Origin of the sequence: Paraburkholderia xenovorans LB400 (assembly GCF_000013645.1) — a bacterium.
Taxonomy (GTDB): Bacteria; Pseudomonadota; Gammaproteobacteria; order Burkholderiales; family Burkholderiaceae; genus Paraburkholderia; species Paraburkholderia xenovorans.
In genome coordinates this window covers 468,566-493,714 of record NC_007953.1, presented here as the reverse complement: position 1 = coordinate 493,714, position 25,149 = coordinate 468,566, and the positions used below count along the sequence as shown (strand labels likewise).

The 25,149-nt window shown below is 63.7% G+C and carries 26 protein-coding genes; 4 read left to right on the top strand and 22 right to left on the bottom strand.

Going from position 1 to position 25,149, the window contains the following annotated elements:
* Positions 1–49: 49 nt before the first annotated feature.
* From BXE_RS38935 to BXE_RS38925, 3 genes are read right to left on the bottom strand one after another with little or no spacing between them, the layout of a single operon-like run.
* A complete protein-coding gene (locus BXE_RS38935) occupies positions 50–772 on the bottom strand; it encodes a hypothetical protein (protein ID WP_011493635.1) in 723 nt (240 codons plus the stop codon).
* On the bottom strand, positions 765–1,469 hold the full coding sequence (locus tag BXE_RS38930; protein WP_011493634.1) for a P-loop NTPase: 705 nt from the start codon (positions 1,467–1,469) through the stop codon (positions 765–767). The genes BXE_RS38935 and BXE_RS38930 overlap by 8 nt, the downstream gene beginning before the upstream one ends.
* A 9-nt stretch (positions 1,470–1,478) precedes the next feature.
* Positions 1,479–1,928: a hypothetical protein gene (locus BXE_RS38925; RefSeq protein ID WP_011493633.1), complete on the bottom strand. Its 450-nt coding sequence runs from the start codon at positions 1,926–1,928 to the stop codon at positions 1,479–1,481.
* Between the two features lie 928 nt (positions 1,929–2,856).
* Between BXE_RS38925 and tnpA the strand changes: the two genes are divergently transcribed.
* Together tnpA and tnpB are read left to right on the top strand one after the other, a co-directional pair.
* On the top strand, positions 2,857–3,255 hold the full coding sequence (gene tnpA / locus BXE_RS38920) for an IS66-like element accessory protein TnpA (protein ID WP_011493632.1): 399 nt from the start codon (positions 2,857–2,859) through the stop codon (positions 3,253–3,255).
* Positions 3,252–3,479: an IS66 family insertion sequence element accessory protein TnpB gene (gene tnpB / locus BXE_RS38915; RefSeq protein WP_011493631.1), complete on the top strand. Its 228-nt coding sequence runs from the start codon at positions 3,252–3,254 to the stop codon at positions 3,477–3,479. Before tnpA ends, tnpB begins: the two co-directional genes overlap by 4 nt.
* Positions 3,480–3,658: 179 nt before the next feature.
* Here the strand turns inward: tnpB and BXE_RS38910 are convergent, their stop codons facing one another.
* The 4 genes from BXE_RS38910 to cynS all read right to left on the bottom strand — a co-directional run bounded on the left by BXE_RS38910 (position 3,659) and on the right by cynS (position 6,605).
* Positions 3,659–4,789, bottom strand: a complete 1,131-nt coding sequence (locus BXE_RS38910) for a Gfo/Idh/MocA family protein (RefSeq protein ID WP_011493630.1) — start codon at positions 4,787–4,789, stop codon at positions 3,659–3,661.
* Positions 4,790–4,844: 55 nt separating this feature from the next.
* Entirely contained in the window at positions 4,845–5,279 is a 435-nt protein-coding gene (locus BXE_RS38905; RefSeq protein ID WP_011493629.1) for a hypothetical protein, read from the bottom strand.
* Between the two features lie 95 nt (positions 5,280–5,374).
* Positions 5,375–5,764, bottom strand: a complete 390-nt coding sequence (locus tag BXE_RS38900) for a DUF2917 domain-containing protein (RefSeq protein ID WP_040123544.1) — start codon at positions 5,762–5,764, stop codon at positions 5,375–5,377.
* 391 nt (positions 5,765–6,155) lie between these two features.
* Positions 6,156–6,605, bottom strand: coding sequence for a cyanase (cynS, locus tag BXE_RS38895; RefSeq protein ID WP_011493627.1), 450 nt, complete (start codon positions 6,603–6,605; stop codon positions 6,156–6,158).
* Positions 6,606–7,113: 508 nt separating this feature from the next.
* On the opposite strand from cynS, the gene BXE_RS38890 reads away from it, so the two are divergent.
* Entirely contained in the window at positions 7,114–7,425 is a 312-nt protein-coding gene (locus BXE_RS38890) for a hypothetical protein (protein WP_148223097.1), read from the top strand.
* A gap of 290 nt (positions 7,426–7,715) precedes the next feature.
* Positions 7,716–8,144 (top strand): hypothetical protein, encoded by a 429-nt coding sequence (locus BXE_RS38885; RefSeq protein WP_011493624.1) that lies wholly within the window; start codon positions 7,716–7,718, stop codon positions 8,142–8,144.
* Between the two features lie 77 nt (positions 8,145–8,221).
* Here the strand turns inward: BXE_RS38885 and BXE_RS38880 are convergent, their stop codons facing one another.
* From BXE_RS38880 to BXE_RS38810, 15 genes are all read right to left on the bottom strand, one after another.
* Positions 8,222–9,013 carry a DNA adenine methylase gene (locus BXE_RS38880; protein WP_011493623.1) on the bottom strand — a complete coding sequence of 264 codons (792 nt, stop codon included), beginning with the start codon at positions 9,011–9,013 and terminating at the stop codon, positions 8,222–8,224.
* 15 nt (positions 9,014–9,028) lie between these two features.
* The gene (locus BXE_RS38875; protein WP_011493622.1) at positions 9,029–10,078 is read right to left on the bottom strand and encodes a relaxase/mobilization nuclease domain-containing protein; all 1,050 of its coding nucleotides are present in this window, start codon (positions 10,076–10,078) and stop codon (positions 9,029–9,031) included.
* Position 10,079: 1 nt separating this feature from the next.
* Complete coding sequence (locus BXE_RS38870; protein ID WP_011493621.1) at positions 10,080–10,601, bottom strand: hypothetical protein; 522 nt, start codon at positions 10,599–10,601, stop codon at positions 10,080–10,082.
* A 10-nt stretch (positions 10,602–10,611) separates the two neighbouring features.
* The gene (locus tag BXE_RS38865; RefSeq protein WP_011493620.1) at positions 10,612–12,186 is read right to left on the bottom strand and encodes an LPD7 domain-containing protein; all 1,575 of its coding nucleotides are present in this window, start codon (positions 12,184–12,186) and stop codon (positions 10,612–10,614) included.
* A gap of 45 nt (positions 12,187–12,231) precedes the next feature.
* Positions 12,232–14,166: a PriCT-2 domain-containing protein gene (locus tag BXE_RS38860; protein WP_011493619.1), complete on the bottom strand. Its 1,935-nt coding sequence runs from the start codon at positions 14,164–14,166 to the stop codon at positions 12,232–12,234.
* Positions 14,163–15,944 carry a type IV secretory system conjugative DNA transfer family protein gene (locus BXE_RS38855; RefSeq protein WP_011493618.1) on the bottom strand — a complete coding sequence of 594 codons (1,782 nt, stop codon included), beginning with the start codon at positions 15,942–15,944 and terminating at the stop codon, positions 14,163–14,165. The genes BXE_RS38860 and BXE_RS38855 overlap by 4 nt, the downstream gene beginning before the upstream one ends.
* The gene (locus tag BXE_RS38850; protein ID WP_011493617.1) at positions 15,941–16,342 is read right to left on the bottom strand and encodes a hypothetical protein; all 402 of its coding nucleotides are present in this window, start codon (positions 16,340–16,342) and stop codon (positions 15,941–15,943) included. Before BXE_RS38850 ends, BXE_RS38855 begins: the two co-directional genes overlap by 4 nt.
* Before the next feature lie 14 nt (positions 16,343–16,356).
* The gene (gene virB11, locus BXE_RS38845) at positions 16,357–17,496 is read right to left on the bottom strand and encodes a P-type DNA transfer ATPase VirB11 (protein ID WP_011493616.1); all 1,140 of its coding nucleotides are present in this window, start codon (positions 17,494–17,496) and stop codon (positions 16,357–16,359) included.
* Positions 17,493–18,701, bottom strand: a complete 1,209-nt coding sequence (gene virB10 / locus BXE_RS38840) for a type IV secretion system protein VirB10 (protein ID WP_011493615.1) — start codon at positions 18,699–18,701, stop codon at positions 17,493–17,495. The genes virB11 and virB10 overlap by 4 nt, the downstream gene beginning before the upstream one ends.
* The gene (locus tag BXE_RS38835) at positions 18,694–19,530 is read right to left on the bottom strand and encodes a TrbG/VirB9 family P-type conjugative transfer protein (protein ID WP_011493614.1); all 837 of its coding nucleotides are present in this window, start codon (positions 19,528–19,530) and stop codon (positions 18,694–18,696) included. Before BXE_RS38835 ends, virB10 begins: the two co-directional genes overlap by 8 nt.
* Positions 19,527–20,273: a virB8 family protein gene (locus BXE_RS38830; protein ID WP_011493613.1), complete on the bottom strand. Its 747-nt coding sequence runs from the start codon at positions 20,271–20,273 to the stop codon at positions 19,527–19,529. Before BXE_RS38830 ends, BXE_RS38835 begins: the two co-directional genes overlap by 4 nt.
* A 203-nt stretch (positions 20,274–20,476) precedes the next feature.
* A complete protein-coding gene (virB5, locus tag BXE_RS38825) occupies positions 20,477–21,184 on the bottom strand; it encodes a P-type DNA transfer protein VirB5 (RefSeq protein ID WP_011493612.1) in 708 nt (235 codons plus the stop codon).
* A complete protein-coding gene (locus tag BXE_RS38820; protein ID WP_011493611.1) occupies positions 21,181–22,338 on the bottom strand; it encodes a type IV secretion system protein in 1,158 nt (385 codons plus the stop codon). Before BXE_RS38820 ends, virB5 begins: the two co-directional genes overlap by 4 nt.
* Complete coding sequence (locus tag BXE_RS38815) at positions 22,335–24,806, bottom strand: VirB4 family type IV secretion/conjugal transfer ATPase (RefSeq protein WP_011493610.1); 2,472 nt, start codon at positions 24,804–24,806, stop codon at positions 22,335–22,337. Before BXE_RS38815 ends, BXE_RS38820 begins: the two co-directional genes overlap by 4 nt.
* A 1-nt stretch (position 24,807) precedes the next feature.
* A complete protein-coding gene (locus BXE_RS38810) occupies positions 24,808–25,128 on the bottom strand; it encodes a type IV secretion system protein VirB3 (protein ID WP_040123545.1) in 321 nt (106 codons plus the stop codon).
* Positions 25,129–25,149: the final 21 nt, after the last annotated feature.

Here is a 25,149-nt window from a genome sequence, read left to right as displayed (position 1 = left end):
TCGCGCTGACGGGTGTCCCGTCCGGCCCGCACCGTCCGGGCTTCGTGATTCATTGCCGCATGGTTGGGCGCGGCACCGGCGAGGTGTCGCCTGTCCGGACAGGCGGGGAGCCGTCTGCCTGTGTCCAATGAATGCCAGCCCACCAGCCGGCCACGCAGCCAGCGCCCGCCGCCAGCAGCACGACGACCAGACCGCCCGCGACCAGGCCGTAACACGCCCTTACCAGGCGTCGCATGGCGACCCGCTCGAATGACGCGAGTGCCGCGTCGAGCCGTTGCCGCTGCTCACGCGCCGCGACCGCCGCCGCTCCCACAATCCGGTTTCCGGCAACGCGCGCGATCCGGTCAGCCGCGTGCTGGGTGAGCGCCGACAGTGCCTCATCGCTTAACGCCGCAAGCGCCGCCCGGTAGCGCGCCTCGTGCTCGGCGGTCATCCTCTCCGCGAGCGTGATCGTTTCCTTGCAGCGTGCGAGTGCCTCGCGGTGCTGCACCATCAGCGCCTGCGTCGCGGCATACGCTTCGGCGCGCGCGGCATCGACGCCACCTGCACCCGCCTGCCGGATGCGCTCCGGCATCGCTTCGTAGAGGCGCACGTAGTATTCCAGTACCGCCAGCACCGACCACAAGGCATCGTTGTCCCGCAGGTTCAGCGCCGCCGACACGCGGCGCATGCGCAGCAGGCTCGCGTCATCCGGCGGCGCGCCGCTCACTTCGAGAAAGAGCCGCGCGAGCGGATCAGCCGGGCGCGTGCGCCGCGAACGCCGCTCACGCATCGTCCGTCACCTGCGAGAACATCGCGTCGTAGCACGCCCGCCAGCGCAGCAGTTCAGCGCGCTGCCCGATGGGCAGGGTTTCGACCGCCTTGCGTACCGACAGCCGGTGGCTGCGCAGATCATCGGCCACCCGGTCCGCGAGCTCGGGAAAATCCAGCGACCGGCCCTTCGCCTCGATGCTTTTGCGCAGCTTCGAATCCTGATACAGCACGAACCGTTCAGGCGCACCGTAGTAGCCATTGCGCACGACATGCACCGTCGCATCCGGGAACGTCTCGCTGAACTGCCGCAGCAGTTCGAGACTGTCGCGCTGCCGGTTGATGACCCAGAAGACGACGAGCCGACGCCCGAGTTCATCGAGTGTGCTGCCCAGTGTCGCGCCGTAGCGCGTGACCCCATCCTGGTTACGCGCCGCCGTGCTGACCACCACGACCGCATCGCGATGCCCGTCGCAATAGTTCACCATGTCAATCCAGCCGCCCGCCGTGTCCAGATCGAACGATGCACACGCAATCTCTTCGTGTACTGCGCGCATCACGTCAGGATTCGATGTGTCGTTTTCCACCAGCACAGTATTCACGCCCCGGCGCTGCAGGTGATCCACGAGCGCGAGCGCGACCACGCTCTTGCCGACGCCGCCCTTGCCACCGCCGACGAGATAGATGGTGTTGACTGTCATGTCGACTGTCTTGTTCATGGTGACTCCCTACAGGTCGTCGGTGTCGGGCCGGATTGCAAATCCGAGCGTGCCCTGCACCGGCATGGGTTGTCCGGTTACGGTCTTTCCCCCATCCTTGCGGACCTGATTCTGACGCGGTGGACTGTCAGGCGAACGCGCCACTGATGGGCCTGGATGTGCCGCTGCTCTCCCCCCTGACGCCGCGCGTGTACCGTTCGCGCCGCCGCCCTTCCCGGCTGCACGCAGCCCGTAGCGGATAGCGCCCACCGTGATGTCGATTCCATGCGACTTCGCCTGCTCCGCGATCTGCTCCAGCGTGTAGCCCTTCGCCTGCGCCGCGCGTACGCGTGCGCGCATCTCTTTCATCGCATCGCGCACCGTGACGCCGCGTTCCGCATCGGGCTTCTCGGGCAGCGCGTCGAGCGCACGGGCAAACGCTTCCCATTGCGACTTCGTATAGACCCTCGCGACAGGCATTGTCACCCTCCCGTGCACATCTTCCTGCGCGCCGCTAACACACGGACCTGTCACCATCCTGCGCACAGCAAACGCACCCGTCAACTACCTGTTTTCGCGCAGCAAACGGATACGGGAACGTATAGGACGTCATGGGAAGCGGTGAGCACAGCGCACTTTTTAACGCCTGTCGTACACGCGCGACACATGCGCTATTGACGCCCCGTTACGCATCGAGGTTCGCTCGCGCTACGCACCAGGTTCGCATGGTGTGGCCTCACGTTACGCACGGACGTCGATCATCGATAGGCAATGGATGAGTATCGACAGCGCAAGATCAGCGAACGTGGCAGCGACGTGGATTGGACATCCATAACACCCGACCTGTAAATGGCCTGCGACGCGGCAACGCCAGACCGGCACCCGGTGTCGCGCCACTTCTGCACACGTCACACCTGCGTTTAGCATGACGACATACGCACAATCGTGGGCATGCCATGCGCACGGAATGAACCGATAAACGCGAAAGTACTGCGCACGGGAAGCGCGTCCGTTTGCACACCGGCATACGCATTTCGTTTGCGCGCTAAGGGAGACCTCTGCGCAGCGGTTTCGCACGGCCTTCGCACACGGTTCGCACGCCATTCGCACGCGATACTTCGGGGCCTCAACAGAGGTTTACGCCCTGACGGAAACCTCTGCGCAAAACGTTTACGCCGGGCGACAAAAAACGCACGGAAAACACGGTATTGCAGGATAGGCTTGCGCCGGTTTTGGGCGCCACACACGCAGATGCGCGCGAATGGCGTTGCACGAGCACGCTGAACGCAAGCACCGATCGCGTCTTCTTCGTGGCGAGATAGAAAGTAAGCGCCTGAGCAAGGCCGTCTGGAAATGCTGACAGTGGTTGTCCAATATGGTGCCCGCGAAATAATTTGCGGGAGCGAAAATGGACAGACCTGACGATGTGGTCGCAGCGGAGCCGAAACGGCCGAACTTTACGGAGGCATTTCGCCGGGCCATTGTAGAGGAGACCTTGAAACCCGGTGCATCTGCGTCGCGCATTGCACGGGAGCACGATCTGAACGTCAACATGGTCTTTAAGTGGCGGCAGCGATACCGCAAGGAATTGGAGGCGCAAGCGGCACGGATTGGTGGCCCGACCGAGGCAGGCACGGCGTTGTTGCCGGTGAACGTGATCGACGTACCGTCACCGCCTACGAGCGAGCCGCCCATGATAACGAGCGCCAGTTGCGAAGTGGAGATCGAGGTTGGCAAGCGCCGCGTTCGCATTCGTGGACTGTCGATGGATCTCGCCGAGCGATTTCTGCAGGACTGCCTGAAGTGATCCCGCCGAACACCCGGATATGGATTGCCGCAGGGGCGACCGACATGCGCTGCGGTTTCAATTCTCTGGCTGCGAAGGTGCAGACGGCTTTGGAAAAAGACCCGTACGGCGGAAACATCTTCCTCTTCAGAGGCAAGCGAGGCGATCTACTGAAGGCGCTTTACTGGTGCGACGGCGGGCTATGTTTGTTTGCGAAGCGTCTGGAGAAAGGCCGGTTTGCCTAGCCACGCGCCGACGGTGGTGTCGTTGCACTGACTACAGCCCAACTTTCGCTCTAGAATCCGCGCCCGGAGTGGCGCAGCGGCAACTCAAGGCACGGTGCAACAAACAATACGCGATGAAACTGGTCGCTCCGACCGTTTACCCCGAAGAAGACGCTCGCCTCGTCCTGGTTTGTGAAAGCTCAGGTGTCAGATGCCGGGCGGCCGGGCAGCAATACTGGCACCCGCAGCCCGCTCCCGGCCGAGGACTCAATCGCCGCAATGATCTGGTGCACCGCCAGCGCGTCGTCGAAAGTCGGCGCGCTCGTCGTACCATCGCGCAGATCTGCCGCCATCCGGGCATAGACACGGGCCACATTCCGGGGCGATGGCTCCTTTGGCCAGCCTTCGTAGAAAGAAGGCGGGACCTCGATCGGCTCCACTGATGACGCCTCTCCTCGTGCGCCCTTAAGGGAAAGCTGGACCATCTGGGTGTGGCCGCTCGGACCGCTCACCTGAATGTCTCCCTCGGTCCCGTTGATCTCCCAAAGAAGATTCGTCCCACGTGATAGTCCACCACGGTAATGGATAGAGACCGGTGCGCCGCTGTGCAGCGTGCCGTTCACGAGCACCTGATCGTGCGAAGTCATCGGCACGACTTCCTGCGTCTCAGCCACGGTCGCAGAAGTACGCCGGTGAATCAGGCTTGCCGAGAGTTCGACCACATCGCCGAGTACGTCGCGCATCGCAGCCAGCGTGTGGCCAAGCGGGATCGTCAGCATGTTGGCGCCATTACGGACATCGAGGATATAAGCGCCTACCTGGTTGACATGGGGACCGAGGATCCGGCCCGACCCAACCAGCGTGGACGACAGTACCTCGCCCACATAGCCGCCTGCGATCAGCCCGGTCAGATACTCGATCTCCGGAGCAGCTCGCGCCTGCGTCCCCACGACAGCAAGCACCCCCCTGGCTCGCGCCATATCGGCCAGCGCCTGCGCTTCCTGCAGTCCATTCCCGAGCGGCCATTCGCAATAGACGTGCTTGCCGGCGTCGATGGCCGCTTTCACAAGCTCGAAATGATGGGGAACCTTGACAGTCACCGTCACGATCTGGACCGCCGGCGAAGCCACCAGTTCGGCGACATCGGCGAACGCATACGGAATATCGGAGGCCTGGGCCGCCTGCTTTGCGCTGGCAGGACTGGAATTGGCCACGCCGACGATTTCGTAATCGTCGGGCAAACTACGCAACGCCGGCACATGGGCGATCGCCGCCCAGCTTCTTCCCGGCTGCAGTCCGACAATGCCAACCCCTAGCGGCTTTCTAGCCATGATGCACCTCCTGGTTGACCCGGCGACGAGACCGCCGGGAGCAGTACGCTACACGTTAGCTCAATCTCGTCATCCGCACCGTCGTACAAATCCTGGTACCCTCGGCCGGGTTCGCGTGAGCCGTCGTCGGCAATGCCTTCCGTGATCCGAGTCGATGAGCTGATATTCTCACACGGCCCAGCCCGGTTGTTTCGTGCGCCCACATCGCCGCTGCTCCTCTGCCGGAACATGCATTGATGGCCTGTGCCATCGCATCCCGCTGTACAGGATTCTGAAAAAATGCCTCAAGGCTCGCGTGTTCACCGTTCGTCACCCGCTGAAGACATTCCCCGTCAACGCCGCGAGGCTCCTGCCGCATGCAAACACCGGCGATGACGAACAGTGTGATCAGGAGCAGCGTCAGGCAAACGCCCGCGATGCAATGCTGCAAGTTGTCATCGCCTTGAGATATTTTCCCGGTTTCATGGAATTCTGGTTTGCAGTTATTCATTTTGTACTCCTATTTGCATGTCTGACATTCACCCGCTGACGATGGGCTCTCGCTGTCAGCAACCAGCGTTCACGGAGCCCGATCTCGCCTGAATGTCATCGCGCACGGGGAAACGAAAGATCGAAGACGATCTCCCTCAGGCGACACAGCCACCCGCCAGTCGACGCCAGACGTCCGGCATGCTCGCTCGTCACGGTGACTTCCGTCGTGCCGCCGCCCTCACTGCTTAGCCAGATACGCTCACCGCGCGTGACCCGCAGCACATCGCCCGGCTGCATCCAGTAGTCGTACGGGGAGAAAGAACGGGTGAGCCAGACGCGCGAGCCATGCGCACTGATTTCGGAATCGGCCACGATTCGCCATGACACGGTCTGCCCGGGCAGCAGTGCCAGGTGAATTGCGATCCTGTTCAACGAGGGCTCGCCGCAATGGCCGGGAGGCGCAGATGCGCTGGAACACGTGAGGTGCGGTGGGGCTTCGTTCATCTCCATCTCCGGAAGTTGTGTCGCCGGACGGAGAGGCCACCCCAAGAAAAAGGCCTCATCCGTTTCCGGTGAGGCCTTGTGCCTGGTTCGCTATTGCTGTTTAACGCGCACACGCCTCCGGGTGACCATCACGGCGGATGGTTACTCGGTTTTCAATCGCGATGGCGATGAAGGGTGGCGTAGACATGGTGATGAGTCTCCTTTGGATTTTGCGCGTTGTCAATAGCAGCGCAGAAAAAAGGGGTCCGCATCAATCTGCTGCGCACACCCAAAAATCGTCCACATGCGCCCAGGATCCAGCATGCCTATCATCGCGCTGTCGAGCCGCAGTGAAACGTCATCCGCACATGCACTTCGACATTCCGTCGTCCGGCCCCGGCCCAAAAGATCCCTACCAGGTCTCGTACGTAAGAAATTTTCCCGACAGCACGACACGTACGCGATCGCCCTTCGGATCCGGCTCCCGCTGGATGTCCATCGAGAAGTCAATGGCGCTCATGATTCCATCGCCGAACTCTTCGTGGATCAACTCCTTCATGGTTGAGTCATACACGCTAACGACTTCATACCAGCGGTAGATCAACGGATCAGTCGGGACCGCCGTTGGCAATGCGCCCTTGTACGGCACGACCTGCAGCCAGCGAACCGCATCTTCAGGCAACCCGAAGATGTCGCCGACGACCTTCGCCTGCTGTTCGTCAAGCGTCATCTGGCCAAGACAGGCCGCCGTCGTCCATTCCTTGCTGAACCCGACCTTCGTCGCGACGTCGGCCCACGTGATGCCTTTGGCCACTTTCGCGGCAACAATCATTTCGGTCACTTCGTTCCGGCTTGAAATCATGTTGAACTCCGCTTCGAGAGAAAGGAACCCGCCATTCACAAATGCGACGGGGACACCGAATTCATCGGACCTTCGTGCAGTGCGTCACTTCAGGACCGACGGAATCTTCGCCTGCGTGACCCCCGAGTCCACAAACCTTCCTTCCTCGGGGCACCTAATCCTGTGGCGTTTTCGGGCCGACTGGCGCTCGGCGTCACGCGATGAGGCATATTCCTGGCTCTCCGTTGCCAAGCGTGAACGAGCGAAGCGTTATCCTAATCGTGCGGCCGCGAAACGCTATCTGGTGGGACGCGCAACGCTACGACAGATTCTGTCTCGCATGCTTGACTGTGGGCCAGGTACCGTCGTGCTTGGCGACGGAGCGGACGGATAACCCCTTCTGCACCGGCCAGAACGTAGCTCCCCGCTATGTATCCATATTACCTACGCTGGCGTCTGGATTATTGTGGGCCTCAGTGTTACCGAAATCGGAATCGCGGCTTCCGTGCCCGTGACCAGATCGATGCACATGAAAGAACCGCCAATCACCAATCTTCATGCCGACACGACTGCGCTTCCAGAACAACTCTTCGCGAAAACACTGGCCGAACCACTGCAACAGCACGTCCTTCACGCAAGCCTTTCGCGCCTGGCGTCGCTGGGAATCCTGGCGCCAAAACCAGCAATCACAGCTGCATCCGGAGCAGTTGCCATCGTCGATACGGCAACCGATCAACGGTGCCATATCCTGGATCTGCGGACGCCGGGCAAGATCGCGGCCGCAGTGGCTCTTCCGCAAATCGTTACGCGGGTAGACGCGTTTGGCTGGATCAAGGACTGACGCGTTCTCAGCCGTTCCCCTATTGTGCGACCGCGCCAGATCTTGCCTACCGATCACAAAGAAGAACCCACAGGAGACGGTGGGCAGAACTGCGGAACAACAGCGAGATTATGAGTATGCGGTCACTCAGGCGATGCGTTCCTTTGTCCGCGGGTTCTGTCGGGCTGGAGCCACGTTGCATTCGTCAGTCAAACGTCTATATTAAGCAGAAGAAACTTCGCTCCCGTCCGAGCCGTATTTTGTAGCCGGAGCATTCTGACGTTCCAATTCCGCCCCTGAAGGAGCGCATCATGGGTGTCCTGAAACTCGCGCTGATCATCGCTGTCGTCGTAGGTGTTGCCAAAGGCATTCAGCTTTTCAACAGGCATTGCCGGCGCCGCTTCGGTCACTCATTCTTTACGACGCGCGGATTCTGGCTCGCAGCCATCGCCATCAACCTGCTCTGGTGGGGCTTCTACTTCTGGGGAACTGCATTCGTTCACCACACGACGACGTCTGATGGAATCATTCTCATGGTTCTCGGGATTGTCGCCATTGCATGGCTCCTGTACGAGAACATCCGTGAAACGGATATCGTCCACGGCATTGGCGGCTCAACCCTGCAGCTGGTACTCTTTCTTCCTCTCGCGCTCTACAGCTTCCCATTGCTGATCATGGGCATGGTCTTCGTGCTCGTCGCCTCATACAAGGCTGGCCCCGCATTATTCATCGAGCGCTGAAGCCGAAACATAGGCACGTTCTTCGTTATGTCCGGAGACCGGTACTGGAGAACTGCTAGCTGGTGTCATTTTCTTTTTCAGAACAGTCCCACGGGATCTTTCGTTCTGTCCCAGCTATAGATAATGAGTTCACTACGCGGCGCGGTATTCCCCGCGCCGCCAACGGTATACTGGATATCGACACACTCCATCTCGAACTGCGTAAATAGCGCGCGCATAGCCGGATGATTGTTGATTGTCAGGATGGCACGTCCCTGAAGCTCCTTAAGAACTACTGCCATACGTTCATACTGTCCGAATTCGAACGGCACACCGTAGCCTTCTGTCTCCCAATACGGCGGATCAAGATAGAAGAAGGTATGGGGCCGATCGTACCGAGCCACACACGTCTGCCAGTCCAGTTTTTCAATATACGCACCCGACAGTCGAAGATGTGCGGCAGACAAAGTCTCTTCGAGACGTAACAGATTGAGCCCCGGCGGCGAGGTCGTGGCCGTGCCGAACGTGCGCCCTTCCACGCGGCCGCCGAAACAGTTCTGCTGCAGGTAATAAAAGCGCGCAGCACGCTGGATGTCAGTGAGCGTGTGTGGTGGCGTATCGCTCAGCCACCGGAAAACCTCGCGGCTGCTCAAGGCCCATTTGAATTGCCTCACGAACTCCTCCAGATGATGCTGCACCACGCGGTACAAGTTAATCAGATTGTCATTAACATCATTTAGGACTTCTACCTCGGCGGCCGGCCTCATGAAAAATAGCGCGGCCGCACCGGCAAACACCTCAACGTAGCAGCGGTGCGGAGGAAATCGCGGAATAAGTATGTCCGCAAGCCGCCGCTTGCCACCTATCCACGGAATGATCGGCATCGCCATCAAGACCTCCTCTGCCTAGCGCTCCACCCGGGCGTCCGGGTCGTCGGGAAACAGTTCCCGCTGGGTCTCACTGCGCTCGGCGTGTCGCAATCCGTGCTCGCGCAATGGATTGCGGCGACGCCCCCCTTCATTGCGGTCGATGCGGCCCATGTCGGGCCGATCGCGCTGAACGGGCATCGTCTGCACGAAGTCCGTAACCAGTGCTGCCAGGCTCCGATCATCGGCGCTCTGCGAGCCGGCCATCGCATGAACCACGCCCTGCCATGCTTCAAGCGGCGCGGCATGCGCGGCCCACAAGGCGTGACGGGTCAGCTCGTCCGCCTTCGATCGCCAGTAACGCGGCATTTCACCCCGCTTCGTCATATGTACGACGGCCTGTTTCGGATAACGTCGTGTCTCGCCCCTGGCGAGTCGGCGCGTCGCATTGGCTTCAACACCGTGCTCACGCAACTGGCTTGCAAACCGCTCGCGCCAGCGCTGCAGATCCTGCTTTCGCGGATTGAGCCGCTTTCCGTCCGGTCCACGTACCTGAACGCTGAGATGCACATGGGGATGCGCCTCGTCATCGTGCGCGGCAAACACGTACCGCCGGCCGTCGCCGAACTCCTCCGTCGCGAACGCGCGCGCGGCGTTGCGTACCGCCTGCCGGTCTGTCCCCGGCGGCATCGAGAGCAGCACGTTGAACACTTCCCGCCTGCGGCTTTCTTCCGGGATACCCCAGCCACCGAGATGCCACGCATTCGTGAGATCGTGCAGTGCCTCGCGGCCGAGCACGGTCATCCCATCCTGGTCCTCGAGTTCGACCCGTCCGTTACGCGAGATGTAGCGCAGATGACGGCGTACCGCGCCCATGCCCTGCGCGCCCGCCGCCCTGTTCGTGATCTTCACCATCACCTCGGGGGTGCGCCTGAGCGTGCGGGCGAGCTGCTCGCGCATGCGTCGCACATCGCGTCGGAGTTCGCCGCGTGACATGCGCGGCGCACGCAGGTGCCGCAGCGGATCATGAAAAAGCCGGTCTCCCCAGTTCAGCAGCATCTGGTCGACGTATGTCTTCGGGAACGACATGCTAGCGGCTCCAGCGATCGAGGTTGGCGCGCAACACCTGCGTCACTGTGCGCAGGTGCGTATCAATCACGGCACGCGTGTCCTTGAGCACGCACCCCGCGTCGCTCGCACCACCATGCGCCTGCAACCGTCCGAGCACCGTCACGATCACGGCCAGATGCTGGTTCGAGTCCGCAAGCAGTCGCATCTCGCGCTCGCCCAGTTGCGGCTCATGCACGAGCTGCGCGCGGATCACCGCGACCATCCAGCGATTGACATTCAGTCCACTCGCCAGCGCACGCTGGCTGGCTGCTTCGAGTTCCTCCTGGGTGAGACGGATTTCGACGCGTTCGCGATGCCCCTCGACGAGAAGGCGATGACGTTCACGCTCAGTTACCCCTTCTGACGACTCGTCCCGGCTCAGCACACCGTGGACCAGTTGGCGGACCCCATCGGCCGCCGTTAGACCGTGAAGGGCACACCATGCTTCCCAGCGTGATTTCGCCGGCCCGAGATCCACACACAATCGCGCACGCGAGGCCATGTCTGTGCTCCTACAGGGACGGAGGCGCGGGCTCTGCTGGCCCACGTTCCACCTCACGGCCCGGGGCGCGCTCCGCTGCTGTGCGGGCGCGGCGACTGCGTGCAGAGGGCGCCTCGGGATCAAACACGCGCGGTCGCGGAACCGACACGCCCTCGGCCACGAACGCGGCCATCAGCCGTTGCGCATGCTGCTGCACGCGTGCAATGGATCGCTCGCTGAAACCCTGCTGCCGCATCGCGGCGCTCAGCACCGCCATCTGCACGGCACGCTCCTCGCCCGGCACGACGGAAGACTCGCGCCGACGGGCGGCCTGCGCCTGCTCCGGCGCTTCCGGCGCCGCGGTTTCACTTCTTCCGGCATCGCCCTGTCTCTCTGTCGCCCCGGGGCGCGACTGCGCCCGCTCCTGCCCTGCCACATCGACCTGCCAGGTATTGCGATAGACCTCCTTCTCCTCTTCGCCGATCACATTTCCCGTCGCGTCGAGAACCGGAACCGTCACTGTCACGAGACGGCGGCCAAGGTTTTCGAGCATGACCTGCTGTCCCGCAAGCGCGCCCGAGTCTGCTACGGCCCGTTCCAGGTCCACACCCCACACGACATGGTCCGCGCCACCCGTATCGCGATAGACGACGTAATACGAGTCGCTGCGCGCCGGATTGTGCTGATAGGGCGCGCCGCCGTGCTCGACCAGTTCACCCATGTAGCGCTGCCGCTCCTGCCCCTCGGACTCGGCAACCCGTGGTACCGTTTCGGCGACTGGAGCAGTTCGGGGCGGCTCCGCGGGCGCGGGTGGGGCCGACCCACGAGCCTCTGGCGCCCGGGAAGCATCGCGCCTCGCTGGTTGCGTCGCCTGTGACTCCGCAGAGCCACGCGCCGCCTTGGGCGCCTCTTGTCGATTCGCAGGAGCCTGCGCGGCCGCGCTCGGTTCCATCACGTCGATGCGGTTCGTCATCCGATCACGACGGCCGTCGGCCAGACGCGCCAAATCGACTGCCTTCGGCTCGTATCCGCTCACCTCGATGCCGAGCAGCGTTGCCTGAACCCACACTTCGCGGCGGAACTGCTCGTGGCCTGACACCCGGATGCGCCCCCACGCCTTCGCACGGGCCATGTCCACCATCGACTCAACGACATCGGGTCGGTTGTGTTCCGTCACGAGGTACGGACCGATATCCTCAAACGCGAGCTGATGCGGCGCGTCTTTCAGGAAATACTGGTTGCCGGCCCTCAGGTAGCGCTTGCGTACCGTCTCCGGCGGATCGCCAAGCGGCGCCCAGCGCGTCGCGGATACATCGTCGGCGCCATGGGGTGTTGCCTGCTGCGAGGTCTGCTGCGATGGCGTTTGCGGTGCCGTGGCCTGCGACGGGGCATCCGCCTGGATGGCCTGATCGCGCAACCGCGCCCGCACTGCATCGAACTCGCGGCGCCGGCGTGCGGCCAGTACGTCGGCCGCGGTCCGATCGAAGCGCTCCGCGCCCGCGGCGCCGCCCTGCGGATCCGGGAGGGGTGGCGGGTCCGGCTCGATCACGTTGATGACCGGTTCGTCTGCACGCGGGCCGGAAGAAGTTGCTGTTTCATCCATCATGGATCTCCCTCTGATGACTGCACTGGCGGGCAAAGCGTCGCACGCTCAGCGTTGATGCCCCGGTCCCGGTCCCTGCTCCTGCTCGCGGCCGGCGCGCTCCTTTGACTGCGCGAGTGCCGCCGCCCGTGCCTCCCTCACCCGCGTCCACGACGTGGCCTGCAGCTGGTCAAGGGTTGCGTCGAGGTCGTTACCGAAACCCGCCTCACGGGCGGACTTCTTCAGCGATGCCACCGTGCGCTCGAGCAGGTCGCGCGCACGGTCCCACGGATACACCTTCCCGTGGGTGCCGTCGTACCCGACCTGCACCTCCGCCCCGTTGAGGCGCTGGTTCTCGTCCATCCACCGCAGCCGGTCCGAGACGAACTCCACGTTCGCCTTCGCGTGGAACACAACGCTGCGCGTGGACACTTCCTGGATCAGGTAGTGCTCGGTGTTGAACACCTCGCCGCGATACGGACCGCCGTTCTCGCGGGGCGTCGCCATACGGATCTGCGCGCCGAAGCGGTGTTGCGCAAGCGCCTTGATCTCGCCCGGTACCTCATCGAGTCCGTACAGCGGTTCGCCCACCTGACGCCGTGACGATGCACCGGTCGCACGCTCGGGTGGTGGCTCAGCCCTCGGCGCATCGGCTTCACGCCGATCCGGTTCCGGCGGCTGGGACAGTGCCTGCCCAGCCGCCGGTGCCGGGGTTTCCTGCGGTGCTGGTTGCGACGGTGCTGGTTCCGGTGCATCCTGACTGCTGGCCCGGCGCCGCAAAGTACGGCGCCGGCCCGACACGCCTCCATCACCCACGAGTTTCTCTCTCACATTGCTCATTGCATGGTCCTCCTTCAGTGCATGGTCTTCCTTCAGTGCATCGTCCGATCCCTGTGCAATCACGGCCTGTCCGTCGGTTTCTCCAGCCGCTGCATCCCGCTGCGGTACTCCGTAGAGCGCCTCCCGTAAAAGCTCACCAACGACACCGAACCCCGACAGCACAGCCATGTCGTCGAAGTCAGTCGGGACTTCGCCGGCAATACGCGCCTCCGGTGCAAAGCGCGGCTCGGCCAGCAGCGATGACGTGCCGAGCGCGGCCTGCTTCGCATGTTCATACCCGGCGCCGAGATCGGCGAGCACGAGCATCTCCGCTTCCGGGTACCGGCCGCGCCACATCGCCGCCACCGGCCGCAGGTTGCCGCTCGACAGTGCGGCTATGCTGAACCAGCCGGTCGCCTGCCACGCTGCCAGGGCTGTTGCCACGCCTTCGGCGATCAGGATGGGCGTCACGGCGCCATCACGGAAGCGGTCGGGTTCCACCACCCAGTAGCCGCCCGACTTCGCGCCACCCGCGAGGGCCGACTTGCGCCCGTGAGCATCGATCAGTTCCAGCGTCGAGAGGGTGTCGCCGATGCGCACCGGCACGACCAGCACGCGCCCGGTGAGCAGCTCTTCGGCGCTACGCGGCGCGTATCCGAGCAGCGCATGCAGCTCCTCTGCCTCCAGTTCGCGTAGCGTCGGGACCGACCTGACCTGCTTGCGTTCGAGGTAGGGATTTCCGGGGCCTACCGGGCGGGCCCACTTCCAGATCGCCAGCGCCTCCCGCGCGACCGCAGCCTGTCGCGCGCGCACACGAGCCTCAACCCCGCCCGCCTGCTGCGCCCGGTCCACGGACGGATGGGTCGGCGACATGCGCAGCCTCTCCGCAGGATCCATCGCCGCACGCGAGCCCCTGACATCGAAACCGTGCTGCTGCGCGAGCCAGAAGAGAGAGGCGAGCGTCTTCCCACCTGACTCACCGGCCGAGCGCCAGGTTACCCGCGCCGCACGCTCGCTGTAGTTGTGGGCGGTACGGCTCCACTCGTCCCAGATGTCGAAGCCGGCCTCGCCGAATCCCTGCTTGAGCGCAAAAGCCATATCGACCCACGTCGCATAGTCCTCGGCAGGGATCATGGCGAGCGCCGCACGGGCACGTTCTTCTTCGCTCAGGTACCGTGTATTCATCGGCGTTCTCCGTGAAGCGGCACCACGTTCGAGCCGTCAGTTGGGCGCGATGTCGCGGGCCCGTGTTGTTTCCGCGAGGCACCTGTGCTGCGCGCGGACTTGCGTTTCGGCGCTCGATCCGCGGGGCGCAGTTCCGCCACATCAAGATCGGACGGCGACAGGCGGCGCGCTGCCACGGCCACGCGCGCAGCGGGCACGCCCAGCAGCATGAAATGTCGCTCGACGTAGGCGGCCGCCTCTTCGTCGGTCACGTCGTTGAGATGCCGTGGCAGGTCGCGTGGATCCCAGGCCTGCAGCACTTCCAGATACTCCGGGGGAATGTGCATCACGCCGGCTTCGTCCACGTCGTCCGGTTGCACATCCCTCACCCGCCGCTCAACCTGGGCGATGAAGCGCACGAGATCCATCGCTGGAATCGCTGGCGCAGCCACCAGACGTGACGTGAAAACAGGGTCGCGCCAGTAGCAGATCCGCTCCGCCAGGATCGGCTTCGTATTTTCGAGCAGGATAATTTCCTTCTCACGTCCGAGTTCCTTCAGCTCCTGCGGCAGCAGCAGCGGACGGCGCTGCTCAGAGAAACTCTCGCTCGACCCGCCGCGCCCGCCAAATACCGCGTTCGACCGGCTCACGCTGCGCGAGCGGTCCGTGAAGGTACCGAGCATCTCCGAGTATTCGTTCGCGTCCTTCTGCTCACGCGGCGCATAGATGATCTGCATCGCGTGATTGGTGACGAACGTCCTGGCGTCCGCCCGGCCATAGACCGACTCGAGCTGCGACACCGACTGCACGATCGAGAGCAGCCGCAGGTTGTATCCCGCCATATAGGCGACTGCGCGGGCAATGATGTGAATCTTGCCAACCGACGTGAATTCGTCCATCAGCAGCAGACACTGGACCTTCAGCTCCGGACTGTCCTGGGGCAGTTGTCGCGTATTAAGGTTGACGAGTTGTGAGAACACAAGGTTGACGAGCAGCGCTGCCTCGCTCAGGTGGTCCGGCGTGATCCCGACATAGACCGACATGCGCCGTTTGCGCACATCGCGCAGGTCGAAGTCATTGGCACTCGTCGCGGCGTCGACAATCGGATTGGCCCAGATCGTGAGCGGCGCATTGAAGGTTGCGAGAATGCTCGCGAGCACCTTGTCGTCGTTCGCGAGAAAGCGGTTGAGCGCATCGACGCACGCGCCACTGAGCAGTCGCCGGTTCTGCAGCAGCGCCTGCTGCAGGTATGCCTTGACGGGCATGCCGTTGCCCGATGACTGCCGCAGTACCTCGCCCATCGTCACCGGGTAGTCGGGCACATCGGTGTTGCCGGTGCGGCACGCATCGCGCCACTCGCACAGCAGCAGCACGATCCCGAGAAAGAGATTGCGTGCCTGGTCCTTCCAGAAGTCGTCGTGACCGCCAACCGGATACAGCGCGTAGCCGATCGCCAGGATGTCGCCAACGCGGAATACGCCATCCGAAATCGCCGACAGCGGGTTATACCGGTGCGTACGGCCGTCCTCGGCAAACGGGTTGAACAGGTACACGTCATGCCCGTGCGCACGACGGAATCCTGCGGTCAGGTTGAAGTTCTCCTGCTTGATGTCGAGCACAACCACCGAATCCGGGTAGCTGAGCAGATTGGGCACCACGATGCCCACGCCCTTGCCCGAGCGCGCCGGTGCCGCGAGCAGCACGAACTGCTGGCCGGTGAACCGCAGATAGCGGCCACGCCAGACGCCCACGACCAGAGGAGGTCCACCGTATCCGCCTGAATGCGTCGCCGCGCTCATAGTAGTCCTGCCCGGCGGACGTCCGCCTCATTTGCGAACCGTGCGCTGCCATAGAGGCGCCGGCGCCCGGACTGTTCCAGAAGTGTGTAGACGCCGAGCGCGGGTGCGCCAAACGCCAGCAGCAGGCCGAACAACGCGGCGCCGGCGAGCCGCCGCCCCTCCTTCGGCAGGCGGCCGTCATGCCAGGCCAGCGCAGCATCCGGCCACGCATGAAACCCGGCATGAAGCGGGTTGACGTGCTGGCTCGCGGCGAAGAAAAACGAAGCCAGCCAGAGGGCAAGCGTCAGCCCGGCTGCCGCAGCGGCCATGACCGCGAGCGTGACCAGCACAAGCATCGCGTGGTACCTGATCGCCTTGCTGGCCGACCGTCCCGTTCCAGTTCCCTTTCCGATGTCCATGGCCTGTTCCCCTTTCACCGGAAATCCGCGTGATAGTCCGTCTGATGGCGGCGCAGCGGATCGAACCAGACCTCCGTCATCGACCAGCGCCGGCCGGTCTGCACGCCTGTCTCATCGAAGAGCGCGGTGGACTCCATGTGCGCCACAACGTCGATCGTCATGAAGAGCAGCCGGCGCAGTGCGACGTCGTCCCATGTGGCGGCTTCGGGATGTTCCTTCGCCATCAACGCAAAGCGTTCAATCGCAACGGCGGCACTCGACGCGTGATAGCTCGTGATCGAACCGGAGTGCCCGGTCGTCAGCAGCTTCAGGAAGTCGTACGCTTCGCTGCCCCGCAGTTCGGCGAGCAGCACTCGATCAGGGCGCATGCGCATCGAGCTTGCGATCAGATCGGCAGGCGTCACCCGCGCCTGGCCGTGGCCACCCTTGCTGTAAATCAGGTGGACGCAATTCTCGATGTGATGGATGAAGAGCTCGCGCACATCCTCAATCGTCACGATGCGTTCGGTAGCCGGGATGGACCGGCACAGCGTCTTCATGAAGCTCGTCTTGCCCGAGCCTGTGCTGCCCACGATCACGAGGTTCAGCCGGCCGCGCACCGCCCGCTCGAAGAAAGCCGGGAACTCGCGCGCTTCAAGGCATCTGGCGAGATCCCGATCCAGGGGGCGCAGTGCCGGCATCGCCTCATCAAGTCCAGCCGGGCGGTGCCATCTAGTCTGCGAGAACAGGCCCTCGTTTCCGTAGGCGTCGAGTGTCTTCTCGCGCGACGACGGACGGCGGATCGTCACCGACACGGTACGCGGGGGCACCACCGGCGGGATCACGACCTGGACGCGCGCATCACCGGGCAGCAGCGCGGAGAGCACCGGATGCAGCGCCGAGACCTCCTGGTTTGTGAGCGTGGCGATCGCCACCGCGAATGACATCAGGCGCTCGAAGTCAAGGTCCGCACAGTCGTGTGCCTGCCATCCGAGATGGGTTTCGGTCAGCACGCGCTGCGGCCGGTTGATCACCAGCTCCGTGAGCGCCGGGTCTGCGAGCAGCCCCGCGAGTGGGCGCATCAGCTCGCGCACCGAAGCATCCTCTGCCAGCCTGGGCAGCAGGCCGTCAGCCGGTACCGGCGCTTCACTCAGGATATGGGCCGATGCTTTCATCGCGTACCCCCCGGCTCCAGCGCGTAGACCGGACTGAAGTCCAGATCCCGGGCAACGATAATCGTGAACTCGGCCCCCTGGTTCTGTGTCAGGGTGGGCGGAATGTTGATCGTGCTGTCGAGCACGCGCGAGGCCATGTCGTTGCCCTGCTGCTGCGTGTTCTCGAATACGACCGAGCCGTTGCTGTTGCCGCCACGCGTCGCGAGATACCCGATCGCGTCCTGCGTCATGCCAAGCAGCATGGCCGCGCCGATACGCTCGCCCCAATGGTTGTTCACGTATCCGCTCACCCCGATGCGCCCCAGCGCATCCGCCGCGGGAGAATCGATCTCGACCGTCACACCCTCGGGGGTCCTGATGCGTGCCGACAGGATGAACACCCGCTTCTGTCCGGGCGCCAGGTTCGAGCGGTACTCGCTGTTGATCTGCGAGCCGCGCTCGATCAGCACGACACGGCCGTCATCCGAATAGACGTTCTTCGTCACCGTGCAGGTCGAGATACCCGCCTGGGTCGAATCAAATGCCGTATCGCCGGCGCAGTCGATCTTGGCGCCTTCCGCGAGGATCATGCTGCGATTGCCGAGAAACCCCGCGCGCACTTTGGGCGTCACCGTCGGCGTCAATGCCCGGGCCAAAGGACCGCTTCCCTGAGACTGGCTGCCGGATACGACAGTCGCTCCTGGCGAAACGCCTGCCGCTGATACCGCCGGGTCTGCCCGTTCGTCGGCGGGGCCATTGCCAGCGCCCGCACCTCCGGTGGCGAGTAGCGGTGCGTCGTAGTAGCTGCGAGCTGGTGCAGTGTGCACAGGTACCTGCCGCGTCGACACCGCAGCGGGAGCCGACGCAACGGTGGCTGCTCCCGCCGGGCTGCTTGCGGCAGCGGCAGCAGCAGCCGATGCCGGTGGGTTCCCGTCGCCGAACACCCGTCCCTGGGACGGCTGATCCTGCACCGCATCGCGCCTGGCCTTCTCCGCCGCATCGTGCCGCACGAGAAACCCGTGGATCGTCCAGGCCGCTCCACCGATCACGAGAGCCACGATGACCAGCGGCGCAAGCCACCAGGCACGGGCTCGGCCACCCTGCTGCCCCAGTTCCGGCATGCCGCGATCGATCGGCTGGTTCGGGAGGTCACCGTTTATGGTATCGGTGACCTTCGCCGGGTCAGTGTCAGGCGCAATAACATTGCGCGACGTTTCTTCATTCATGGCCGTCGCTCCGCAAAACACGCTTCACACCGCTGACCGTCGTGCCATCCGCCGGTGGCACGCCATCTACATCGAACGCGTCGTTCCACAGACCGACCACCTCGTCGCCCAACCGCAGGACGAACCGCCGGGCCACCTCATGCACGACGATCACGTCGGCTTCCATGTGCCGGTCAACCACGCTTTCGCTGCTGTCATCGGCGACGCGGAAGATCGCCGGGATACGGCGGTTGTTCGGAATGCGGATGTAGGTGAAGCGCCCGTCATCCCATGCCGCCGTCGGCGCGATATCCTCCGAGTGCGGCATCACCTGCATCGAGTAAGCGGTGTTGCGCACCACCGGCGCCTGGTCGAGACGCTTGCGCAGGAGGACGGCATCGTCTGCGGCCTTTGTCTTCGCGGCTTGCATGTCCGGATAGACGAACGTGATCCGGTACATCTCGTCGTCGCTACCGAAACGGGCCTTCAGCGGCAGTACGACCAGGTCGAAGCTGTAGCTGTGCCGGTCCGTCCGGATTTCGAGGTTCGTGTCGTGCGCAGCAAGCTGCGGCTTGAGGTAGACGTCGTGGTCGCCACGGTTTGCGACCACCTGCCATCCGTCCCGGTCGCCCGGGGCTACGACGAGGATGTGCTCGGCCGGATCCAGCGCAATGTGCGTGGCAAAGCCGCGTTGCGCGATGACCCGCACCACCTCGTCCTGCCGGTACACGACCTGCCGCACGCGGGAGTCGCCCGACCAGCCAGGCATGTCGTAGGCAAAGGCGCCGGCGCAGCTCCCCACCAGTCCTGCCACCAGCGCGGCGGCTCTCACCAGAGTGTTCAGTCTCATGGCGCACCTCCCGGAGCAGGTGACAATGTCGGCGACGACGCGGGCGACACCGCCGTGGGGGTGTATTCGGGATCGCGGCTATACGCCGTCACCCTGAAGCCGAAGGGATTCTCGATGGCCGTGCGCTCACGCGTGAAGACGGACGGCCGGTATGTGAAGGCGAGCGTGACGACGAAGCGCTGCGGGGGCTCCGCGTTATCGATGCCGTTCTTCCGCGTCGTGCGTTCGATATGCACGACAGCACGGCCGGGTTCGTCGGGCACGAGCGTCGTCGAGAGGATGCGGATACGCCGCTGTGTGTTCGCCCCGAGCTGCCGGTCCAGTGCATCCGGGCCGCTGTAGATCGACCGGTAGTCCCGCGCGACACGGTCGTCGCTCATGTCGAGCACGCGGTCGTAGTCCATCTGCAGCAGGCCCCAGTCGTAGCGCTCACGCGAGCGCACGTACGCTTCCACCCAGTGCTTGTCCTCGATATCCCGCATGTGCGTCTGCTTCGCGTCGAGCACGTCGATCACCTGTGCTTCACCGGTCAGACGGTCGACCTCGATCGGCAGCGGCACCACCCGATAGAACGGGACCATCACGGCCAGTGCGACAGCACACAGGATCGCGACCACCACGGAGCCCATAGCCACGTGCCATGCCCGACGCTCCGAGCGCTCCTGCAGGTGCGCGACCGACACCTCGAAATCGAGTGCCCGGCGATAATCACGTGATTCGCGGGCGTCACGCTCACTACTCATGGCCGCCTCCATCGGACTGGGGAACCGGGGGCACGCGGTTCACTGGAACACGGTGCAAGCCATCTGGCAGGACAGGTTTGGGTGGATTTCCCGAGCAGCCATTTATCAGTATCACTAATTGAATGATAACGACCGCCACAACGGAACGGATCATGCCAGCCTCCTCAGTTTCCGAACTCAGTTTCCGAACTCAGTTACCAAACTCAGTTGCCAAAGCCCGCAGGCACCATCTGGTCCTGCAGCCGTGCGGTATTTCCGGCGCGCTTGAGCACAAGCTCCTGCTGCTGCTCGGCAATCAGCCGGTCCTCCGAATCTGCGAGCATCCTGAAAAGCTGCAGCTTCGTCATTTCATTGCCGACCGCCGTGCTCTCAATCTGGATGCGCGCCTGCAGTTCCCCGATGCCTTTCTGGTCCTGCGTCACATCGATCTGTTGCATCAGGCCCTGGATCTGGTCGAGTTCATCGAGTTCCGTCTGGTACGCCTGTGTGCCGAAGGCCTTGTCCTGAAACGGCTTGTTCAGCGCGCGCTGGCAGACCTGCTGGTCAATGCCGCTCTGGTCCTCGCAGTTGTAGATTTCGCTCGCCGAGCGCAGCGTCTGCGCGCTGCCCGTCAGGCCCGCATACCCGCCGTGCTGGATCGCTGTGTACACCGACTGCCAGTTCGACGGCAGTGAATTCGACAGGACCGGATTGCTCATCAGCTCGCCAAACCCGCGCGTGCCGCTGAGCGACTGATACAGCTGAAGTTCCTGCTGCACTTCCTGTTTCAGTTGACCGACAGTCGCGATCGCCTGTATGACGTTCTGCGCGTCGTAGACTGGAATGCCCTGTGCATGGACGCCGGAAGACAGGCTGCTGGTCGTTGCTGCCGCAATGGCTACGAGAGTGCGGCGTACACCTGAAGCGATCATGATGTTGATCCTCCATCGTTTCCCTGATCGCCCATATGCTCGCGGGCAGCACGCTGGTAGAGTGGTATCGAACCGCTTCCCGCTCCGCCATCCGAAATTTTTCCGCCTGGCCCCCGCGGACCGTGTCCGAAGCGCATGGCGGCGCCGACGCCGCGAAGTGCCTGCCGCGCTGCGTATCCTGCAACGAAGGCACCGAACCCGGACATCGTGGCGCCTCCGGCAAGTCCTGAGGCGACCGCTGGCAGTTGCCAACCGACGGTGGCCAGCAACACCCCAGCTGCGCACATCCCAAGTCCTGCCCCCCAGGATGCGGCGTTATCGAGCGCGCCCTGGACAGCCGCCGTCAGCGTGGAGGCGTTGGCATCGGGCGACGCGCTCGTCACCTGGAACGGCGCAAGATCCGCTGAAAACGCCGTCAAGGCCATGCCCAGAAACGCTGCGATGAGCACCTGCAGCAGCGCGTAATTGGCAATCTTTGCGGTCCACGCCTCGAAGAACCGGGCGGTGGGGCTGAATGCCCCGCAGGCGATGAACAGGGGACCAAGGCCGAGCACCAGATCCAGCAGGAGCCTCGCCATCACCACTTCGAATGCGAGGACAATGAGGAAGACCGACGCGCCGAGTGCCGCCACCAGCCCACAGGCAAAATCGCCGATGCCCGCGACGATTCCGGCGACGCTGAAACCTTCGTGCGTCGCCTTGTTGAAGTACGCATCCATCACCAGATCGATCTGACGGTCATAGCAATCGAGCGTCTGGTAAATGGCCGACGCGCTCGTGCCTGTCACGCTGCTGCCACTCGCCGTTCCGCAACCGGGGTTGCCAGCACCGGCATTGGCCGCCGCGGTCTGGATCGTCTGGGCAAGGCCCGTCGTCGCCCCTTCGACTGCCGTGACAACCTGGGACTGATAGATGCCCGCGCCGAGCGCGAAGGCGAGCATGACGGCCACCTTCAGGCCACGCCACGCGAATGCAGGTACCGACTCATGGGCCTCGCCGCGTACTACGGCGAACCCGTACGTGATGATCCAGATCGACAGGGCCGTCGTGACAACGGGTACCAGCGCGCTGGACAGGGCTGAGGACACGCTCGTGACATACGTCGACATGCCGTTCTCGAGCGTGCCGCCGACTGCAGTGAAAAGGCCGCTCATCGTGCACCTCTTCCCGACAGACGCGGCGTCAGTGCATTCAGGGCGCCCCCGGTCGCACGACGCTTCGCCAGCCGCTCATGAAACACGGGGAGCCACACGCCGGGATCGTCGCCCACTTCGGCACGGATCCCGTCGAGCAGCTCAACGTTGTCCGTCGTCCCCGACAGCACGTCGAGCACGTCACCGAGGCCGGCCAGATCCAGCCTGCCGATGGCCGAACGGTGGCCCTGCTTCACAAGGAACAGGCGACTGTTCTCGCCGAGTGAGCGGACGATGTTGAATTCGGCCTCGGTCAGCTTGAAGCCATGCACGTAGTCGTCGTAGTCGGCACGCGGATTCGGCAGAAAGAAGAACGTGGCGGTCTGCTCGACCAGCGCCCGCGCGATGTCGCTACGCAGTACATCGGCTGGGGATTGCGTGTCGAAGATCCCCAGACCGTTCTGCTTGCGGATCGTCTTCTGCTTGTCCTTTGCGAAATCCGTGAAGACCGGATCGCCCAGGCGCTTCCAGAATTCGGTCATCACATACACAAAGCGCCGCCCGTCGATCAGGCTTTCGGTCAGCTGCAACAGGTACATCGTGACCGGCGTCGACACCTCCGGATCGTCGAGCAGCTCCGTATCGTCGAAGCCGAAGAGACGGTTCTGGCTGAAATCCAGCAGGTCCGACGGGTTGTCCAGCACCCAGCCGAGTCGTCCGCCTGCGCACCACTTCGTGAGGCGTGCATGCAGGCTGTTTTCGCCCACGGCGGGCAGCAATTGCCGGACCATCGACAGGCGGCGCAACGGGCGCTCCATGCGGGCGACTTCCCGCACTGCACGCGAAATGTCGAGTTCGTCCTTCGCCGACAACAGCGTGCCGGTGTCGACCAGACGGCGCACGAGCCGCTCCCAGAAGTCCAGTACCGTCTCGTCCGGGTCGAGCTGGAACGGATTCAATCCCGTCGGGACACCCCGTCGAAACACCGTGTAGCGGCCTCCCATCGCCCGGATCGCGATCTCAGTGCCCCGGTCCTTGTCGTAGACGACGCCGGTGAGGCCATACTTCATCGCCATTGCCAGCAGGAACAGCTCCAACACCGTCTTGCCGGCACCCGCCTGTCCGATGATCTGCGTGTTGGCGAGCGCCTTCTCGTCAGCGGACTCCTTCTTCTCCGGCGTGGCGTGGAAGTTCAGGTACAGCGGTTGCCCACTCGGCGTCTTCACGATCGTGATCGCCTCGCCCCACGGATTGCCTTCGCGCTTGCCGGTCGCAAAGTTGTGCAGGCTCGCGAGTCCGCAGAAGTTGCGCGAGGTGAGCTTCGCCTCCCGTGGCCGGTAGCGCCAGTTACCAGGCAGCTGCGCGAACCAGGCCGCATCCGCTACCAGATCGACCAGCGCCGTCTGGAAGCCCACGTCCGCGAGTTGTGTGCGCGCCTTCGCCACATGCCGCGCGACCTCGTCGGGCCTGTCACCGAGCACCGCGAGCGAATAGTGATATTCACCGAGGACGAAATCACCATTGATCAGATCGTCCAGCGCCTGGTCCATAGCCTGGACCTGCGAGACCGCCACGTCCTCGCCAGCAATCATCTGGTTGCGCTGACGCTCGAGTGCCTCTTTTGCCGTGGGACGGTCAAGGATCGTGAAACTCTGGGTCTCGATGTATTCGAAGTCGCCATAGAGCAGACCGTCGAGCATCCCCGGCTCGGTTTCCTCGGGGTAGTCCTTCAGGTCGAGCAACGCGGCGTAGCGCGTCGCATCGGCCATGCGGATCTCGACCTTCTCGGTGCGGAAGAAAAGCCGCGACGTCGGCAGTGCCTCGGCAATGCGGCCAGACGGCACCGGCACGGGCTCCCATGCGGCGTTGACGAGATAGCCCAGGAACTCCAGCGCCGCGGAGAAACGCACGGGGCGCTGCGTGTAGCGGATCTGCTTCCTGTAGACACCAAGCGCCACCGGGTCCCAGGGCTTAAGGCCCGATTCGACCTGCGCGGCAAGCTCCGCCATCACCTTCAGGGCCTCGTGCTGGTCCCGCCGAATATCATCGAGGGTCCGCCGCGCCGCCTGGCTGAAAAGACGCCCCAGGCGCGTGCGGCGCGGCCGGTACACGAGCGTCAGGTACAGTTCGTTGGCCATCATCCGGTAGCCCGCAAAGCTCGCGTAGTAGCGCGTGGCGAGCTCCTGGCAGAACGGGTGGCCGTACGGCGTCGCAAAGTGGTCCGTCACGCGCCGGCGGATCCGGTGCGACCACAGGCCGACGTGACCTCCCGGCAGGCTGCGCACGAGCTGGTTGAATCCTTCGTGACGCACGAGGATGTCGCCTGGATCGGCCGCCTCGAAGGCAATGCCCGCGATCTTCCAGACACTCAGGTAATCCCCTTCCCGCGTGCGGATCACGTGATCGGTCACGTGCGACGAAAACGGGACAAAGTCCGCGAGCACCACCTCACGTTCGGCCACCTCGATGAGTTGCGGCTGTGCACTCATGTCAGCCCCTCCTCTTGACGCGAACCGGCACGTAGGCGTGCGCGCCCCAGAAACGACGGTTGCGCTGGCGAATTGCCATGCGAGCGCATAGGGCGTATTGCGCGAGACGCTGGTCGTCGTGCCGCGTGATCGAGCGCATCGTGACGAAGACGGGAATGAGGAGCAGCACGATCCCGACACCCACCGGCGGACTCGCGAGCAGCGCCCAGATCGCCGGGATCAGAATGCTGCTGCCCACCATGAGGAACGGTACGAGCGGCACCCCCCAGAGCATCGCGGGACGCGTGCAGCCCTTGAAGACGGGATCCCGCAGTGGATTCATGCGCGGACTCATGTGCGCCTC